The sequence below is a fragment of the Mammaliicoccus fleurettii genome (assembly GCF_002018435.1).
Lineage (GTDB): Bacteria > Bacillota > Bacilli > Staphylococcales > Staphylococcaceae > Mammaliicoccus > Mammaliicoccus fleurettii.
Genome location: NZ_MWJM01000025.1, coordinates 1 through 16,395 on the forward strand (window position 1 = coordinate 1; position 16,395 = coordinate 16,395).

A 16,395-nucleotide genomic window follows, 5' to 3' on the forward strand; every position below is an offset into this window, starting at 1 on the left:
AGATGTGTATAAGAGACAGACCAAGCCCCACAACCAAGCCCCGCAACCAAGCCCCGCAACCAACTCCACCCTCATTTTCCACACAAAAACCTAGCTAGGACAATTAATTTGTCCTAGCTAGGTTATATAATTCTAAATAATCAATTTTATTCAGAGCCTTCATCAAAGCTACGTGATGCTAGTTCTTTTTCATATATAAATAGTGCGTTGTTGTCTTCTTGAATTCTTTCTAAGTAATCAATATGCGTTTCAAACATTGATTCTTCTTCAACTTGTTCATCTAAGAACCAATTTAAGAATGAAATTGTAGCAAAGTCTTTTTCATCTTTAGCAATTTCAGATAAATTATAGAAACGACGTGTTACATCTTGTTCTTGTGCTAAACCATCTTTAAATGTTTCTAATAAAGAATTGAACTCTGTTTTTGGAGCATCTAATGATGTGAAGATAGCTTTTTCACCACGATCATTAATATAGTTATATATTTTCATGCCATGGAAACGTTCTTCTTTAGCTTGTTGAATATAGAAGTTTGCAAATCCATCGTAACTCTTGTCTGCACAATAAGCTGCCATTGCCATATATGCATGTGCTGCGTAAAATTCATGATTTAATTGATTGTTTAAAGCATCTAGAATATTTTTTGATAACATAAAATATCTTCCCTTCTATAATGAAAATCTATTACATCTTTATTATACAATAACAACAATTGGAAACCAACGAATTAACATAGTGAAACTCTTTTTTTAAAGCTTTTGAACGTGGTATAATAATGTGACAGAATAAGGAGGTAACGTATGAAGAAGTATGTTGCGAAAAATGTAGCGAAACTTGCGCGTTATGCAAGTAGAAAAGTAGGTAAACAGGGTACGGATCTTCCGGGACAATTAGCACGTAAAATAGACCCACTTATTTTAAGAAAGTTAGCTAATGATGTAGATGAAATCGTGATGATCAGTGGTACGAACGGAAAGACTACAACTTCTAACTTAATCGGTTATACATTAAAGAAGAATAATATCGATATTATACATAATACTGAAGGTGCCAATATGGCCGCGGGTATTACTTCAAGTTTTATTGTGCAATCTAATAAAAATACTAAAATTGCAATAATTGAAATAGATGAAGGTTCAATTCCAAGAGTGTTAAAAGAAATGACACCTACAATGATGGTTGTAACAAACTTCTTTAGAGATCAAATGGATAGATTTGGTGAGATTGATACGATGGTTGATAATATTGCTAATTCTATTAAAGATAAAGGTATTAAATTATTACTAAATGCAGATGATCCTTTTGTTAGTAGATTGAAAATAGCTAGTGATGATATTGTTTATTATGGCATGCAAAAGGGCATTCATGACTTTGAGCAAAGTACGATGGTTGAAAGTAAATATTGCCCGAATTGTGGACGCTTATTAAATTATAGTCATGTCCATTACAATCAAATAGGTCATTATACATGTGAATGTGGATTTAACAGAGCAACGCCTCAGTATGAAGTAACTTCGTTTAAACAAGAACCTTTTATACATGTTGGTCTAAATGATGCACATTTTGATATGAAAATAGCAGGTGATTTCAATGTGTTTAACGTTATTGCTGCCTATACAGTATTAAGAGAATTAGGACTTAATGATCAATCTATCAAAACTGGGTTTGAATCTTATACATCAGATAATGGTCGTATGCAATATTATAGAAATAATAAAAAAGAAGCATTAATTAACTTAGCTAAAAATCCAGCAGGACTAAATGCTAGTCTATCTGTAGGTGAGCAAGTTGACGGTGAAAAAGTTTATTTAATTAGTTTAAATGATAACGGCGCTGATGGTAGAGATATTTCTTGGATTTATGACGCTGATTTTGAAAAATTATCTAGACAAAATATTAAAGCAATTATTTGCACAGGACAAAGAGCTGAAGAGTTAGCTTTAAGATTAAAATATGCAGAAGTCAATGCAGACGTTATAATTGAAAATTCAATAGAAAAAGCAACTGAACTTTCAATGACTTATTCGCAATTTACAGTTGCGATACCTAACTATACATCATTGGCACCAATGCATAGGACGTTAAATAAATCCTTTAAGGAGGAAGCATAATGTTACCTATAAAGATATTTCATTTTATGCCGGATAAATTAAATTTATATGGAGATATAGGCAATATTATTGCACTTAAACAACGTGCAAAATGGCGCGATATTGAAGTTCAAGTAGTAGATATAACAGATACTGAGAATTTGAACTTAGATGATTGTGATATCTTCTTTATTGGTGGAGGTAGCGATAGAGAGCAAAGTCTTGCTACAGAACAATTAAAGAAAATTAAAACACAACTTAAAAATGCTATAGAAGACGGTATGCCAACTTTAACGATTTGTGGAGGTTATCAATTTTTAGGTTCAGAATATGTAACACCAGATGGTACAAGATTAGAAGGATTAAATATTCTTGATATATACACAGAATCTAAGAAAGATCGTTTAATTGGAGATATTGTAATTGAATCAGAAACGTTTGGACAAATCGTAGGATTTGAAAACCATGGTGGAAGAACATATCACGAATATCCAACATTAGGTAGAGTAGTTGATGGATTTGGAAATAATGATAATGACAAACGTGAAGGCATTCACTATAAAAATCTATTAGGTACATATTTACATGGGCCGATTTTACCAAAGAACCATGAAATTACAGATTACTTATTAAAACAAGCATGTATTCGTAAAGGACTAGAGTTTAAACCTGAACAATTAGACAATACTGTTGAAGAAGCTGCTAAACAAGCTATCATTAAAAGGTTGTTGAAAGCTAAATAGCAGAAGTAGAACATAATATAAACAACCTCCCAATCGAGATGATTGGGAGGTTGTTTATATTTCTAATGATTAAGATTAGTAAACAAATTCATTAGAGTGTATTTTGAATATTATTTAGATATTTTAGAATATCTATCATTCAATATTTTATTGATCATCAATAGCTCATAAATGACATGACTTTTAATTTGATTTTCGTCAAATTCATCAAGACCTTTCACACTATTTTTAAGTGTTGATGCTGCTTTTTTCTGTTTCATAAATTCATTGGTTGATTCTAGGTGTTCATACGATTTTAAGAAATTCGAGAGTGCTATACGCTCTTTTTCTGTAAAAATAATATGAGTGTTCTCAGGTAAATAAATTAAATTTAATAAATGTGCATTAAGTAAACGATTTGTATGATATTTCATTTCAACTTTTCTTATGTGCGATTTTGATTCTTTCTTTGTTCGATGATAATCATATTCTTCTTTTTGATATTTAATGAGCTGTTCAATTTTAGTAGCTGACTGTTGCAACGTTGTCATATTTTTCATAGAAGTAGCAGATTCATATTCACCAAGTAAAAGTTCTTTAAGTCTGTTTATGTATATCTTTAATATTTTATTATCCATTTCACTATTAATACTTTCAATTTGATAAATATATTTAGGAGGTAAAATAATAAAATTAACGATACCTGCAGTAGCAAGCCCAATAGTGGTAGTTGCTAATCGAGAAACAAAGTTATAAACAAATGCTTCATGAATAACAGGTACCATAGCAACTGCAGTAATAGCAGCCACTAACATACCATCCATTAATTTAAGTTGATAGCATATTAAAATAGTTACAGTAGCTGCTAATGAATAACTTAAAGGCGATTCACCAAAGAAATATGTACTAATGACAGCAATGAATGCACCAAGTATAGAAGCGGGAAAACGTACATAAGCTTTTTTTAAAGAAGCTTTAGCTGTAGGTTCTATTGTTACGATAGAAGTAATTACAGCAAATATAGGGTTTAAACTTAAAGACATACAAATTAATGCAGTTAAAAATGTAGCCAATCCTGTTTTAATAATTCTTGCACCGATAATTCGAGATAACCAATTTTCCTTCATACACAAAACTCCGAAATCATTTTTTTATAGTATAACATGCATTTTCTGATATAATTAAAAACGACAAAAAAATTTTAAAAAGAAAGAACGGGATTTAAATGATAATTCAAAACAATGAAGAACTTGAAGGCCTAAAAGAAATAGGCAAAATATGTGCAATAATTCGTGATGAGTTGAAAGCAGCAACTAAACCCGGCATAACTACTAAAGAAATAGATAACATTGCAAAGGAAAGATTTGAAGAATTAGAAGCTGAATCAGCTCCTATTGCAGAATATGATTTTCCAGGGTATACATGTATAAGCGTAAACGAAGAGGTAGCACATGGTATTCCAGGTAAACGTGTAATACAAGAAGGTGATTTAGTTAACATCGATGTATCAGCACGTAAGAATGGTTACTATGCTGATACAGGCATCTCATTTGTTGTAGGTGAAGCGGATGATCCTAAGAAACAATTAGTTGTTGATGTAGCTGCAATGGCGTTTGAAGAAGCTATGAAAAAAGTTAAACCTGGTTCTAAGTTATCTCAAATTGGTAGAGCGGTTAATTCTACAGCACGTAAACATGGCTTAAAAGTCATCAAAAACTTAACTGGACATGGTGTAGGTTTATCTTTACATGACTCACCACAACACGTCATGAATTATTTTGACCCATTAGAAAAACAATTACTAAAAGAAGGAATGGTTCTTGCAGTAGAGCCTTTTATATCTTCTAATGCAACAATTGTAAGTGATGGAAAAAATGATTGGGCATTTGAAACGAAAGATAAAAGTTATGTAGCTCAAATTGAGCACACAATTGTCGTTACTAAAGATGGTCCATTATTATTAACTAAACTAGAAGATTAATATTAGAGGCTGGGACAATTAATTTGTCTCAGCCTCTAATTAATATATTGGCAGTAGATGACTGGGACGACGAAATCTTTTTTATGAAATTAGATTTCTGTCATAATCTCTTTTCTAAGACTAAGGACCGATTGTAATTTCGTCCCTAGGTCCATTTTGAAATATTGAATAACATTTTATAATAGAGTTTAATCTGACAGAAGTAGGTGATTCTATGTTTAATGTTGTTTCAAATCAATTAAAACAACTCATTCTTGTTTCTTATTATGAAAGTTTAGATACATGCGCTAAGCATTTAGATGTTAAAATAAAAGCTATGAAGCAATATATAAGTTATTTAGAACAGAAAAAATGTCAATTAAGTAAATTAATTGATAATTATACTTTAGAATTAGACAATAAGTATATGGATAAAATAGAAGACTTTAAAATTACTTGTGCTAAAAAACTTGAAGACTATGATTTACAATTTTTGCAAAAACAAATTAACATGTTAGAAAGTGAATTAGCTAAAATAGAAGAAGCAATTAAATGTACTTTAGACCAAATAGCTAATACGATTGCAGAACGTTCTATGCTTACACAAATGAATTCACTTCTCTAAGATTGGGGTGGTAAGTTGAAGAATAAATTTATATCAACAGAATTGTTAATTATACTCACTGTATTAATTCTGTTGTCGAACATTTACTATATTTTCTTTGAAAAAATAGGATTATTACTTGTCGTAGTAATGGGGATTATTTTTATTTATGTAGGTTATTTATATTTTCATAAATTACGAGGATTAATTATATTTTGGATTGGCGCTATATTATTAATTTATGCCTTACTTTCTAATCCATATATGCTTGCCATTTTATTTTTATCACTCATTTTTTTAGTAGTAAGATATATTATATATCGAAAAAAACCGCTAAAAGTGGAACATGTAGAAAATACATCCAATGAAAATATAAATGAATCATTTATAAAACAGAGATGGTTTTCACCACAAAAAACACCTCACTACATTTATAAATGGGAAGATATACAAATTCAACAAGCAATTGGAGATATAGAATTAGATTTATCATTAGCTGCTAATTTATCCGAGAATAATGTAATTGTTGTAAGACAATATATTGGTAAGACACAAATAATTGTACCTTATAATTATCATGTGAATGTCCATATAACAGCATTATTCAGCAGGTTGTATATGAATGATCAAGTTTATAGAGTAAGAAATGAGACTGTGCATTACGAAGAAAACAGTCATAAAAATACTTTTAAAGTTAATATTTTCTTCTCAACATTTATGGGTGATGTTGAGGTGATATTCCGATGAATAACTACACTAGAATAATTGGGTCAATGCTCATTCTTATATATACAATTGTCGGTATATTATTTTTCTTAGATCGTATATTTATTAATATCATATATTTTCAAGGTATATTTTACACACAAATTTTAGGTGTACCTGCATTTTTATTTATAAATATAGTTGTCATCCTGTTATGTATTATTATAGGTTCAGCTGTAGCTTATAAAATTAATCAGCAACATCATTGGATAAAAGAACAAATAGAAAGATCAATACAAGGTGAAATATTAGGCGTAAATAATCATGAAATAGATTTACACCAAGAAACATTGGAAATTTACCACACTTTGATACCACTTCATGAAGAGCTTTATACTTTGAGATTGAAGTCACAAAAAATTATAAATGAATCGTATCAAATGAAAGATTCAGTCGTAAAAAAAATTATAGAAGATGAAAGACAACGATTAGCAAGAGAGTTACATGATTCAGTGAGTCAGCAATTATTTGCTGCTAGTATGATGCTTTCTGCTATTAAATCTTCAAATCTTGATGAACCACTTTCCAAACAAGTTGATTTATTAGAAAAAATGATACAAGATTCTCAATTAGAGATGAGAGCCTTATTATTACACTTAAGACCATTAGGACTTAAAAATAAATCATTAGGTGAAGGAATAAAAGATTTAGTAATAGACTTAAAACAAAAAATCCCTATGAAAGTTGTCTATGACATAGAAGATATAGATATTGCAAAAGGTACAGAAGACCATCTTTTCAGAATTACACAAGAAGCAATTTCAAATACATTGCGTCATTCTAAAGGTTCAAAAGTCTCAATCGAGTTAATTGAAACGAGTGATTATGTTATATTACGTATACAAGATGACGGAATAGGATTTGATACGTCGAATAGAGATTCACAAAGTTATGGTCTAAATACAATGAACGAACGCGCATTAGAAATTGGAGCAACTCTAAATATTATTTCAATGCCTAAATCGGGAACACGTATTGAAGTTAAGGTACCAAATAATAAGGAGGAACAGTATGACAATTAAAGTATTATTCGTAGATGATCATGAGATGGTTCGTATAGGTATTTCCAGTTATTTATCTACTCAAGAAGATATATCAGTCATAGGGGAAGCTGCTTCTGGTAGAGAAGGCATTGAAAAAGCCGAACAACTCGAACCCGATGTTATTTTAATGGATTTAGTAATGGATGATATGAATGGTATTGAAGCTACAGAACATATAAAGAAAAACCAACCAAGAGTTAAAATTGTTATGCTAACTAGTTTCATTGAAGATAGTGAAGTGTACCAAGCTTTAGATGCAGGTGTAGATAGTTATATATTAAAGACAACTTCTGCAGATGACATTGCAAATGCAATACGTAAAACATACAACAAAGAATCAGTATTTGAACCAGAAGTTTTAGTGAAAATGCGTAATAGAATGAACCAAAAAGCAGAATTATTTGAAATGCTTACTGAGCGTGAAATGGAAATCTTGCTATTAATTGCAAAAGGGTATTCAAATCAAGAAATAGCAAGTGCATCTCATATTACAATTAAAACAGTAAAAACACATGTAAGTAATATACTTAGTAAGTTAGAAGTTCAAGATAGAACCCAAGCTGTTATTTATGCATTTCAACATAACTTAATATCATAGGAAACATAGGCTGGACAAATATACTATATATTTAAAAGAGCAGAAATTCATTGTTAAAATTGAATTTCTGCTCTTTTTCTTGTATAAGTTTTTACACTTCTTTTGACTTGTGTAAATATAGGCATCCTATAAGAAAAGAGGCTGAGACAAATTAAATTGTCTCAGCCTCTATGCATTATTTTGTGAATTCATATCCATTTTGAATGACTTCTAAATCACCATTGTGCGGATCAATTACGAATCCATGAATTGGAACGGATTGATCAAATAATGGATGGTTATAAACTTTTTGAATATTAGATTGTACGTTTTGTGTGACATCATCAAAGCCTCTTAAGAACTGTTGAATATCAATGCCAGAATGTTCTATCGTATTCAATGTATTATCGGTAACACCACGACTTTTCATAGTATCAATTACTGAATCAACATCTAAATTACCCATTCCACAATCTTTATGACCCATTATTATGATTTCTTCAGCACCAAGTGCATAAATCGCAACTAATAAACTACGCATTGTTGACCCATAGGGATGTGAAATTGTAGCTCCTGCATTTTTAACAACTTTCACATCACCATTTTTAAATCCTAATGCACGAGTAGATAGTTCTGTTAATCGAGTATCCATGCAAGTTAATAATACTGCTTTAGCGTTTGGTTTCTTTGTTGTAATAAAATTTTTGTATTCTTGGTTGGATACAAAAGTTTTGTTAAATTCTAATATATTATTCAATAGAGGCATTAGTCATTTCACCATTTTCTGTTAAGTTATTAAATGCTTGTTCTTCCGGTGACCCGTTCTTAAGCATTTTCTTTTGATGTAATACAGCATTAATTTCTGCACCTATAATTACGATTAATCCTGTTAGGAATAACCAAAGCATAAGTACAATAATACCACCGATACTACCGTATGTTTTTGAATAGTTCGCAAAGTTATTTACATATAATCCGAAAAGTGCACTTGAACCAAGCCACACAATTGTAGTGAAAGCTGCTCCAGGAATTACGGATAATACTTTAATTTTAATGTTAGGTGCTAACGCATAAAGTGTAACAAATACGATAAACGTAACTATTAGTGGTAGCACAACTTTTATTAAGCTAAAGACCCAACGTAGTTCAGATTCTAATCCTAAAGGTCCAAATAATAAATTACCTATTTGTTGACCGAAGATAGGTAATGCAATAGCAATACCAAAGACTACCACCATGATAACTGTGAAGAATACACTCATGATTTTTAGAACAACTGCATTTCTCCCATCTTCAACATCATATGCAACATTGAATGCGTTCATCAAGGCAGTCATACCATTTGAGGCTGACCATAATGCTGCAATTAAACCAAATGAGAATAGTCCGCCACTCGCATTACTCATGACGTCATCAATTATTCCAGTTATAAGTGAAGCTGTATCTCCTGGTGCATTATCTGAAATCATTTTTGTGATAGTGTCAGGATCAACTTGGAATATTGGAATTAACGTCAAAATAAAAATAAGAGTAGGGAATAATGCAAGTAAGAAATAATAAGATAGTTGTGCTGCTAATCCAGTAGCATTATCTTTACCTATTCTATAAATTAATGTAGATAATATATTTCCATCTTTAGTGAACTTTGCTGGTTTATTAATTTTAGATACGAAAAATATTTGGTTATCTTTCTTAGCTGTTTTCGATTCAAATCTCTGTGGTGGAATATAATTTTCTTTTTTTATAGATTTCTTTTGTTCATCTTTAAAGTTTTTAGCTTGTTCTAAAAACTTTGAACTTGATTTATCATTTCCCATGAGAATTCTCCTAATTTAATATAATGTTAAAAAAGACTAGGATATTTGAATAAGCCTAGTCTTTACTATAAATTATGAATGATTTGGACCTGAGATTTGTCTTTCGTTCTTTTTCTCAATGAATGTATCTTTTGCATCCATAATTGATTGTTCTAATTCTGGATTTTTACGACGAATTTCTTCTATAACATCTTTCCAATATAGAACTTCATCTTTAATTTGATTTACTTTAGAAGGTTCTTTAGAGCTTTTACCTTCTTTAACGTTTTGAACTTGGTTAGATAATGATTGGCGTGTATTCTTATCAGCTAATGCGATAATTGCGCCAATAGTACCACCTATTAAAATAGCAGGAACTAATTTGTTTTGCATAATGTTTTTCCCCTTTCATATATATAACTTTAAAATTAACATTGACCTACATATCATATCATAAATATTTATTGATTTAGAGAATATAGGCACTAATACATTAAAATTATCACTAATCCTATTCATTCCCATAATTTCAAAGATGTAAACACAATTGTAAATTATAATAAAGCATTAGACAATAACTTTTCAAAAGGCATAATATCTAAGTTTCTACCGATTTTAATTTTGAAATGTCCAGCTCGCGTCCATAAAGTGATTTCACCGCTTAAATCGAGCAATTTACCAGCGTTCTCAGTAGACCACATGAGTATGATGTTATAAGGTATAGAGTATGTTTCAATTTTTTTACCTGTAATACCTTGTATATCACGTATGATGATTCGTTTATTAGTAAATACAGCTGTGTCTCTAAATGTTTTGAATGCACTATATGCTTGTTCACCATCAACAAGATATTGACTTATATTATCAGGTACAGCAACTTGTTCGAATAGAGTCCATGAAAGGATATCTTGTACTGCCATAATAAATCACTCCTAATGTACCGATTTGTATATATTGTATAAAAGTTTCATATTAATTGTAAAGCGAATATACGAGTTTGGTAGTTTTAATTGTAAGTACTTTTTGCTAAACTTAAATTTGAAAGGATGATAAAAAGATGACTGAATCAATTGAACAAATGGTAGATGATATAAAAGGCAAGTTAAGGCTCGTTAATACAAGCGTATTAAATAAAGATACGATTCCTGAAGAAAAGAAAGATGAATTAAAGGAAATACATACTATGGTCATGTCTAGAAAAAACATTTCAGCTAGTGAAATGACTGCAATTACTCAAGCATTAGGAGACCTTAGAAAATAGTCAAAGGGTGGTAATACAAATGGGATTTGAAAAGCAATTGCAAAAATATGCAGAACTATTAGTAAAAGTCGGGTTGAATGTTCAGGAGAAAGAACCTGTATATATTCAAGCTTCAATCGATGCAAGTGAGTTTGTTCACTTAGTTGTTGAAGAAGCATATAAAGTAGGGGCATCAGACGTTAAAGTAAAATATAAAGACGATAGAATTTCACAATTGAAATATCAATATGAGTCAGAAGAATTTTTCGAAGACGTTAAACAATATGATATAGATGAAAGAATGGATTATTTAAATAGAAAAGCAGCATTTTTATCTATTATTTCATCAAGTCCTGATAGCTTAAAAGAAGCAGATCCTAAAAAGATAAGTAAAGCGATGGCTGCTAATGGAAAAGCCTTTAAAGATTATATGGTAGCAGTGCAAAGTGACCATATGAGTTGGTGTGTTGCATCATACCCATCAGTAGGTTGGGCGAAAATGATGTTCCCAGAATTAGATGATCAAGAAGCGGTGAATAAACTTCTAGAAACAATTTTAAAAACTGTTCGAGTTGATCAAGAAGATCCTGTTAAAGCATGGGAAGAACATGATCGATTATTACATGAAAAAGCAAATTACTTAAATCAAAAGAAATATAAATCACTACACTACAAATCTGAAGGTACTGATTTAACGATTGAATTACCAACTGGACAATATTGGTCTGGTGCAAGTTCAATAAATTCTAAAGGTAATAGCTTCGTTGCTAATATGCCTACAGAAGAAGTATTTACTGCCCCACATAAAAATGGTGTTAATGGGACTGTAAGCAATACCTTACCTTTAAGTTATTCTGGTAATATAATTGATGATTTTACATTAACTTTTAAAAATGGCGAAGTTGTAGATTACAAAGCTGGAGTAGGTGAAGAAATTTTAAAAAGTATTCTAGAGACTGATGAAGGTGCTAAAAGATTAGGTGAAGTAGCCCTTGTACCTGTAGATTCACCAATATCAAATATGAATACTTTATTCTATAATACGTTGTTTGATGAAAATGCATCTTGCCATATTGCGTTAGGTTCTGCATATGCGTTTTGTATTGAAGGCGGCAAAGAAATGTCAGCAAAAGAGTTAGCAGAGAATGGACTAAACGACTCTACAACACATGTTGACTTCATGATAGGAAGTAAATCGTTATCTATAGATGGCGTATTAGAAAATGGTGTGAAAGAGCCATTATTTAGAGATGGTAATTGGGCATTTTAATATATAGCCATTTAAGATTACATCATGTATAATATAGATAAATAAGGTCATTATAGTTAGTCATTCAAAGGAGGGGATATCATGAGTACACCAATGGAATGGAGTGTTATGATTGCATTTGTGTTCGCAATATTTACATTTGGCGGAGCATTAATGATGTATCTAGTTGTTACATTCGATAGTAAAGAATCTGTACGAATTGATACTGCTGAAGAAGCACTAGAAAAGAAAGTTTTTGATGATGAGGAACATTATCATTAAAATAAGTGTTGGTGAGGCTGGGACAAATTAATTGTCTCAGCCTCTAATTATTATTAGTAAATAAGTAAACAACAAGTGGGGTTATTAAATTGGAAGAAAAAAAAGCAATGAAAAAATCAAGAAGTGTTAAATCAATACAAATTTTTCCAGAAGATACAAATCATCATAATACAATGTTTGGTGGTAAATTAATGGCTGAAATTGATGAAATAGCTGCTATAGCTGCGATGAGACATAGTGGGAACTCAGTTGTTACAGCTTCTACAGATTCAGTTGATTTTTTACAACCAATTAGAACAGGTGAAGTACTTTCGTTAGTGTCATTCGTTACACACGCTGGAACATCTTCAATGGAAATATGTGTGAAAGTAATCAGTGAAGATAATATAAATCATAAAAAACATTTAGCAGCTTATAGCTTTTTAACATTTGTAGCTTTAGATAAAGAAGGTAAAAAAGCAAAAGTACCTGCTATTTATCCCGAATCAGAAGATGAGAAATGGTTTTATGAAAGCGCAAAAGAAAGAGTTAAACTACGTCATGAAAGAAGACATGAAAGTAAGAAAACGTTAGACTTTATGTCAACGAAGTTATATATCTAATATAGGACATAAAAAACGCTCAATCTGTTGAAATACTTTACAGATTGAGCGTTTTTTTATGAAGTGATTTACACTTTCAATAATGGTTATTGATTCATTCTTAATTCATTTGCTTTAAAGTCTACATCTTTATAATACATATCTTTTACAAGTAAGTTAGGACCAAGGCATCTTACTTTAGGGCAATGGCAATTTAAAGATTTTGCTAAAGATGAATTCATCCATGTTTGATAAACATCTTCTAACTTATCTTGCTTAATATTTGCGATTGAACCTGTTTCATCTCCGAAATCTGTAACGATTACGTCACCTGAAAAAACATTAACGTTTAGACGGCTTCTTCCATCTGGATCATTTCTTAAGCTAACATTTTTTGCATCTTTTAATCTAGATAATAAATTTTGATCTGATTCATTCATAAAGCAAGGATAGAAAGGTAACGTACCAAATAACATCCAAGTATCTTCATTTCTAAAATCAAGTATTTCATGAATCGTTTCTTTCATCTCATCTAAACTCATAATATTTAATTGACTAGCAAAGTCTGATGGATACATTGGATGAATTTCATGTCTACTACACTTCATATCATGGACAATCTCGTTATGAATTTTATGTAAATATGGTTTTGTACTTTTATTTAACATCGTCTCAGCAGATACAAACATACCTTGCTCTGACAAAGTAGCTGAGTTTTGAATCATTTGTTCATAAAGTTTATATCTTGCTTTTAAAGGTGGTTTTTTATCCATAACGTGGAATCCAACTTCACTGAATTCATCAATTGTTCCCCAATTATGAGAAATATGCATAACGTCTATATATTCAGCAATTTCTAAATAACGATCTAACGGTAAAGTTAAGTTAGAGTTCATTTGCGTATATATACCTCTTTTATGAGCATATTTCAAAAGTGGTACGACGGTTTCTCTAATTGATTTTTTACTAAACATTGGCTCTCCGCCAGTTATAGAAATTGTCTTTAAATGAGGTACTTCATCTAATCTTTTTAAAATAAGTTCCATTGGTAAAGTATCTGGATCTCGTAATTGTAAAGTATATCCAACAGCACAGTGAGCACATCTCATATTGCAAAGTGTTGTTGTAGTAAATTCTATATTGCTTAATTGCAATGAACCATGTTGATCTATATCATTGTAAGCTTCCCATGGATCATTTTGAATTGAGATAGGACTTTTTAAGTCGTATATCATGCTATATCCTTCTTTCTGAATTTTTTCCTATCTATGAGCGTACCACTTGTGAATAGATTTTCCAATACTGTTTTATGATTGTTTTTATACTTGTAATCATTCATAATAAAATTATTAAAAATAAAAGGAGTATTTAAATGAGTAAAAAAACATCACTCAATGAAATTAAACAAAGATTATCTGAATTTTTAGATGAGATGGAAGCAATGAACCCAGAAGATATGGAAGTGTCTGACGTTGATGAATGGATTGCTTTATTAGACGAACTAGAGAAAAAAGTACAATCTATGCATGATTAAATGCTAACTACTAATTACTTTTTTCAAAAAAAGGTATTTAAAATGATGAGTTGTATATAAAACATACGTTTAAAACTTTTCATAAGTGGTATACAAGTATTAGAATCATTATGAAAGGAAGAGATTGATATTATGAGTAAGAAAATAGCAGCAGTTGTAACTGACTTATTTGAAGATGTTGAATTAACGAGTCCACAAAAAGCATTAACAGACGCTGGACATGAAGTAGTCATTGTTGGTGAAGAAAAAGGAAAAGAAATCACTGGTAAAAAAGGCGAAAAAGTTAAAGTAGACTTAGGTATAGATGAAGTAAATGCTGCAGATTATGATGCAGTCTTAATTCCTGGCGGTTTCTCACCAGACTTATTACGTGGAGATGAACAAGGTCGTTTTGGTGAATTTGTTAAACATTTCGTACAAAATGAAAAACCATCATTCGCAATTTGCCACGGACCTCAATTATTAATAGATACTGATTTATTAGAAGGAAAAACTGTAACAAGTTTCTTATCAGTTCGTAAAGATCTACAAAATGCAGGTGCTAAAGTCGTTGACGAATCTGTAGTCGTTGACAAAGGCATCGTCACAAGTCGAACTCCAGATGACTTAGAAGACTTTAACCGCGAATCACTTGCATTGCTACAATAGATGCTTTTGATTGCCACTCACCTTTATGGTGGGTGGTTTTTTTGTATTTCATATTATATAATTTTTTTATAATATGAAAAGGAGTACGAATTATGGAGATAATTAAAGATGAAAAATATTTAAAATCAATAATAGGACGTGCTGAATTAAGCGACAATTTATTTAACAAAGTACAAAATAAATCTAGTGGAAATGATGGTGAAAGATATTTTAACGCTATTTTGAAATGTATGGAGCATATCGTTTATATAAATGATTTTCAATTTACATTAAATAACCAAGTACAAATTGATATGTTAGTTATTGATGATCGAGCAATATATTTATTCGAAATCAAAAATTATAAAGGCATTTATTACTTGGAAGATACCTTCTTTAAAAATAATTATGGTAATTCTATCATATCACCATTAATTCAAATCGAAAGAGCAAAGAATGAATTTCATAACCTGTGTAAATATCTCGAGATAGATAGACCCATTATATCTAAACTAGTATTTACAAACCCTTACTTCAACTTCAAAAATCCAACCCCTTATAAAGAAAGAATCATCTTACCCTCGGAATTAGGCATTATAAATCAACTTTTTTCAAATCAAAATCCAGAAGAAAATATAAAAATAAAACAAAAGCTATTAGCAGAAAGAAATAGTTTTGATAATCAATACTATAAAAGCATTACATTACCATTTAAAAACATAAAACCTGGAATTAAATGTCCAAAATGTAACCATATGTTTACAGTAAAGATAAAACATAAAAGACAAAAATGTACTTGTATGTATTGCGAATCAATAATGGATAAGAAATTTGTATACGAATATAACTTGAAAGAATTATGGTATTTAAAACAAGACAGTTTCACAATTTCAGAAGCAATTTGGTGGTTAGGAGGGGGAAATGACAAGACTATCAGAAGGTTATGTGATCAAATATTTTCCTACATTGGTAAGAGAAATAAAAATTACTTTCTTGATTAAAATAGCTGAAAATAAGGGACAAAATTCTGAGAAATGTCCGTAAGAGGTGCTGTAAGGGACAAAATTCTGAGAAATGTCCGTAAGAGGTGTTGTAAGGGACAAAATTCTGAGAAATGTCCGTAAGAGGTGTTGTAAGGGACAAAATTCTGAGAAATGTCCGTAAGTGGTGTTGTAAGGGACAAAATTCCGAGAAATGTCCGTAAGAGGTGCTGTAAGGGACAAAATTCTGAGAAATGTCCGTAAGAGGAGTCAAGTCCATAATTTTGTGTAATATCTTTAGATGTAATCAACCATTGGTTTTTCTAGGGTATTAACAAAATATAT

At 30.6% G+C, this 16,395-nt stretch carries 21 protein-coding genes; 14 read left to right on the forward strand and 7 right to left on the reverse strand.

Annotated features, from left to right (window positions below):
• Window positions 1-146 precede the first annotated feature (146 nt).
• The gene (locus tag B2G86_RS12365) at window positions 147-653 is read right to left on the reverse strand and encodes a ferritin (RefSeq protein WP_078358494.1); all 507 of its coding nucleotides are present in this window, start codon (window positions 651-653) and stop codon (window positions 147-149) included.
• Between the two features lie 147 nt (window positions 654-800).
• Between B2G86_RS12365 and murT the strand changes: the two genes are divergently transcribed.
• Complete coding sequence (murT, locus tag B2G86_RS12370) at window positions 801-2,111, forward strand: lipid II isoglutaminyl synthase subunit MurT (RefSeq protein WP_078358495.1); 1,311 nt, start codon at window positions 801-803, stop codon at window positions 2,109-2,111.
• Window positions 2,111-2,833 carry a lipid II isoglutaminyl synthase subunit GatD gene (gatD, locus tag B2G86_RS12375; RefSeq protein ID WP_078358496.1) on the forward strand — a complete coding sequence of 241 codons (723 nt, stop codon included), beginning with the start codon at window positions 2,111-2,113 and terminating at the stop codon, window positions 2,831-2,833. Before murT ends, gatD begins: the two co-directional genes overlap by 1 nt.
• A 110-nt stretch (window positions 2,834-2,943) precedes the next feature.
• Here gatD and B2G86_RS12380 read toward each other — a convergent pair whose 3' ends face one another.
• A complete protein-coding gene (locus B2G86_RS12380) occupies window positions 2,944-3,939 on the reverse strand; it encodes an FUSC family protein (protein ID WP_078358497.1) in 996 nt (331 codons plus the stop codon).
• Between the two features lie 98 nt (window positions 3,940-4,037).
• Here B2G86_RS12380 and map point away from each other — a divergent pair, with 98 nt between their 5' ends.
• The 5 genes from map to B2G86_RS12405 all read left to right on the forward strand — a co-directional run bounded on the left by map (window position 4,038) and on the right by B2G86_RS12405 (window position 7,782).
• Entirely contained in the window at window positions 4,038-4,793 is a 756-nt protein-coding gene (gene map / locus B2G86_RS12385; RefSeq protein ID WP_078358498.1) for a type I methionyl aminopeptidase, read from the forward strand.
• A gap of 214 nt (window positions 4,794-5,007) precedes the next feature.
• A complete protein-coding gene (locus B2G86_RS12390; protein ID WP_078358499.1) occupies window positions 5,008-5,397 on the forward strand; it encodes a hypothetical protein in 390 nt (129 codons plus the stop codon).
• A 15-nt stretch (window positions 5,398-5,412) separates the two neighbouring features.
• Window positions 5,413-6,123 (forward strand): cell wall-active antibiotics response protein LiaF, encoded by a 711-nt coding sequence (gene liaF / locus B2G86_RS12395; protein WP_078358500.1) that lies wholly within the window; start codon window positions 5,413-5,415, stop codon window positions 6,121-6,123.
• Window positions 6,120-7,163 (forward strand): sensor histidine kinase, encoded by a 1,044-nt coding sequence (locus B2G86_RS12400; RefSeq protein WP_078358501.1) that lies wholly within the window; start codon window positions 6,120-6,122, stop codon window positions 7,161-7,163. Before liaF ends, B2G86_RS12400 begins: the two co-directional genes overlap by 4 nt.
• The gene (locus tag B2G86_RS12405; protein WP_078358502.1) at window positions 7,153-7,782 is read left to right on the forward strand and encodes a response regulator transcription factor; all 630 of its coding nucleotides are present in this window, start codon (window positions 7,153-7,155) and stop codon (window positions 7,780-7,782) included. The genes B2G86_RS12400 and B2G86_RS12405 overlap by 11 nt, the downstream gene beginning before the upstream one ends.
• Before the next feature lie 175 nt (window positions 7,783-7,957).
• On the opposite strand, the gene B2G86_RS12410 is transcribed toward B2G86_RS12405, so the two are convergent.
• The 4 genes from B2G86_RS12410 to B2G86_RS12425 form a co-directional block, all read right to left on the reverse strand.
• Window positions 7,958-8,527, reverse strand: coding sequence for a beta-class carbonic anhydrase (locus tag B2G86_RS12410; protein WP_078358503.1), 570 nt, complete (start codon window positions 8,525-8,527; stop codon window positions 7,958-7,960).
• Window positions 8,511-9,578, reverse strand: a complete 1,068-nt coding sequence (locus B2G86_RS12415) for a YihY/virulence factor BrkB family protein (RefSeq protein WP_078358504.1) — start codon at window positions 9,576-9,578, stop codon at window positions 8,511-8,513. Before B2G86_RS12415 ends, B2G86_RS12410 begins: the two co-directional genes overlap by 17 nt.
• Before the next feature lie 72 nt (window positions 9,579-9,650).
• The gene (locus B2G86_RS12420) at window positions 9,651-9,950 is read right to left on the reverse strand and encodes a YtxH domain-containing protein (protein ID WP_078358505.1); all 300 of its coding nucleotides are present in this window, start codon (window positions 9,948-9,950) and stop codon (window positions 9,651-9,653) included.
• 161 nt (window positions 9,951-10,111) lie between these two features.
• Window positions 10,112-10,477, reverse strand: coding sequence for a PH domain-containing protein (locus tag B2G86_RS12425; protein WP_078358506.1), 366 nt, complete (start codon window positions 10,475-10,477; stop codon window positions 10,112-10,114).
• Window positions 10,478-10,614: 137 nt separating this feature from the next.
• On the opposite strand from B2G86_RS12425, the gene B2G86_RS12430 reads away from it, so the two are divergent.
• From B2G86_RS12430 to B2G86_RS12445, 4 genes are all read left to right on the forward strand, one after another.
• The gene (locus B2G86_RS12430; RefSeq protein ID WP_078358507.1) at window positions 10,615-10,818 is read left to right on the forward strand and encodes a DUF1128 family protein; all 204 of its coding nucleotides are present in this window, start codon (window positions 10,615-10,617) and stop codon (window positions 10,816-10,818) included.
• A gap of 19 nt (window positions 10,819-10,837) precedes the next feature.
• Entirely contained in the window at window positions 10,838-12,067 is a 1,230-nt protein-coding gene (locus tag B2G86_RS12435) for an aminopeptidase (protein ID WP_078358508.1), read from the forward strand.
• Between the two features lie 81 nt (window positions 12,068-12,148).
• Entirely contained in the window at window positions 12,149-12,328 is a 180-nt protein-coding gene (locus B2G86_RS12440) for a hypothetical protein (protein ID WP_078358509.1), read from the forward strand.
• Window positions 12,329-12,435: 107 nt separating this feature from the next.
• On the forward strand, window positions 12,436-12,930 hold the full coding sequence (locus B2G86_RS12445; protein WP_078358513.1) for an acyl-CoA thioesterase: 495 nt from the start codon (window positions 12,436-12,438) through the stop codon (window positions 12,928-12,930).
• 86 nt (window positions 12,931-13,016) lie between these two features.
• On the opposite strand, the gene yfkAB is transcribed toward B2G86_RS12445, so the two are convergent.
• Window positions 13,017-14,144, reverse strand: coding sequence for a radical SAM/CxCxxxxC motif protein YfkAB (gene yfkAB, locus B2G86_RS12450; RefSeq protein ID WP_078358510.1), 1,128 nt, complete (start codon window positions 14,142-14,144; stop codon window positions 13,017-13,019).
• 137 nt (window positions 14,145-14,281) lie between these two features.
• Between yfkAB and B2G86_RS13455 the strand changes: the two genes are divergently transcribed.
• The 3 genes from B2G86_RS13455 (at window position 14,282) to B2G86_RS12460 (ending at window position 16,071) form a co-directional block, all read left to right on the forward strand.
• A complete protein-coding gene (locus B2G86_RS13455; protein WP_088369017.1) occupies window positions 14,282-14,443 on the forward strand; it encodes an SE1561 family protein in 162 nt (53 codons plus the stop codon).
• A gap of 132 nt (window positions 14,444-14,575) precedes the next feature.
• On the forward strand, window positions 14,576-15,091 hold the full coding sequence (locus B2G86_RS12455; RefSeq protein ID WP_078358511.1) for a type 1 glutamine amidotransferase domain-containing protein: 516 nt from the start codon (window positions 14,576-14,578) through the stop codon (window positions 15,089-15,091).
• A gap of 92 nt (window positions 15,092-15,183) precedes the next feature.
• Complete coding sequence (locus B2G86_RS12460; protein ID WP_078358512.1) at window positions 15,184-16,071, forward strand: nuclease-related domain-containing protein; 888 nt, start codon at window positions 15,184-15,186, stop codon at window positions 16,069-16,071.
• Window positions 16,072-16,395: the final 324 nt, after the last annotated feature.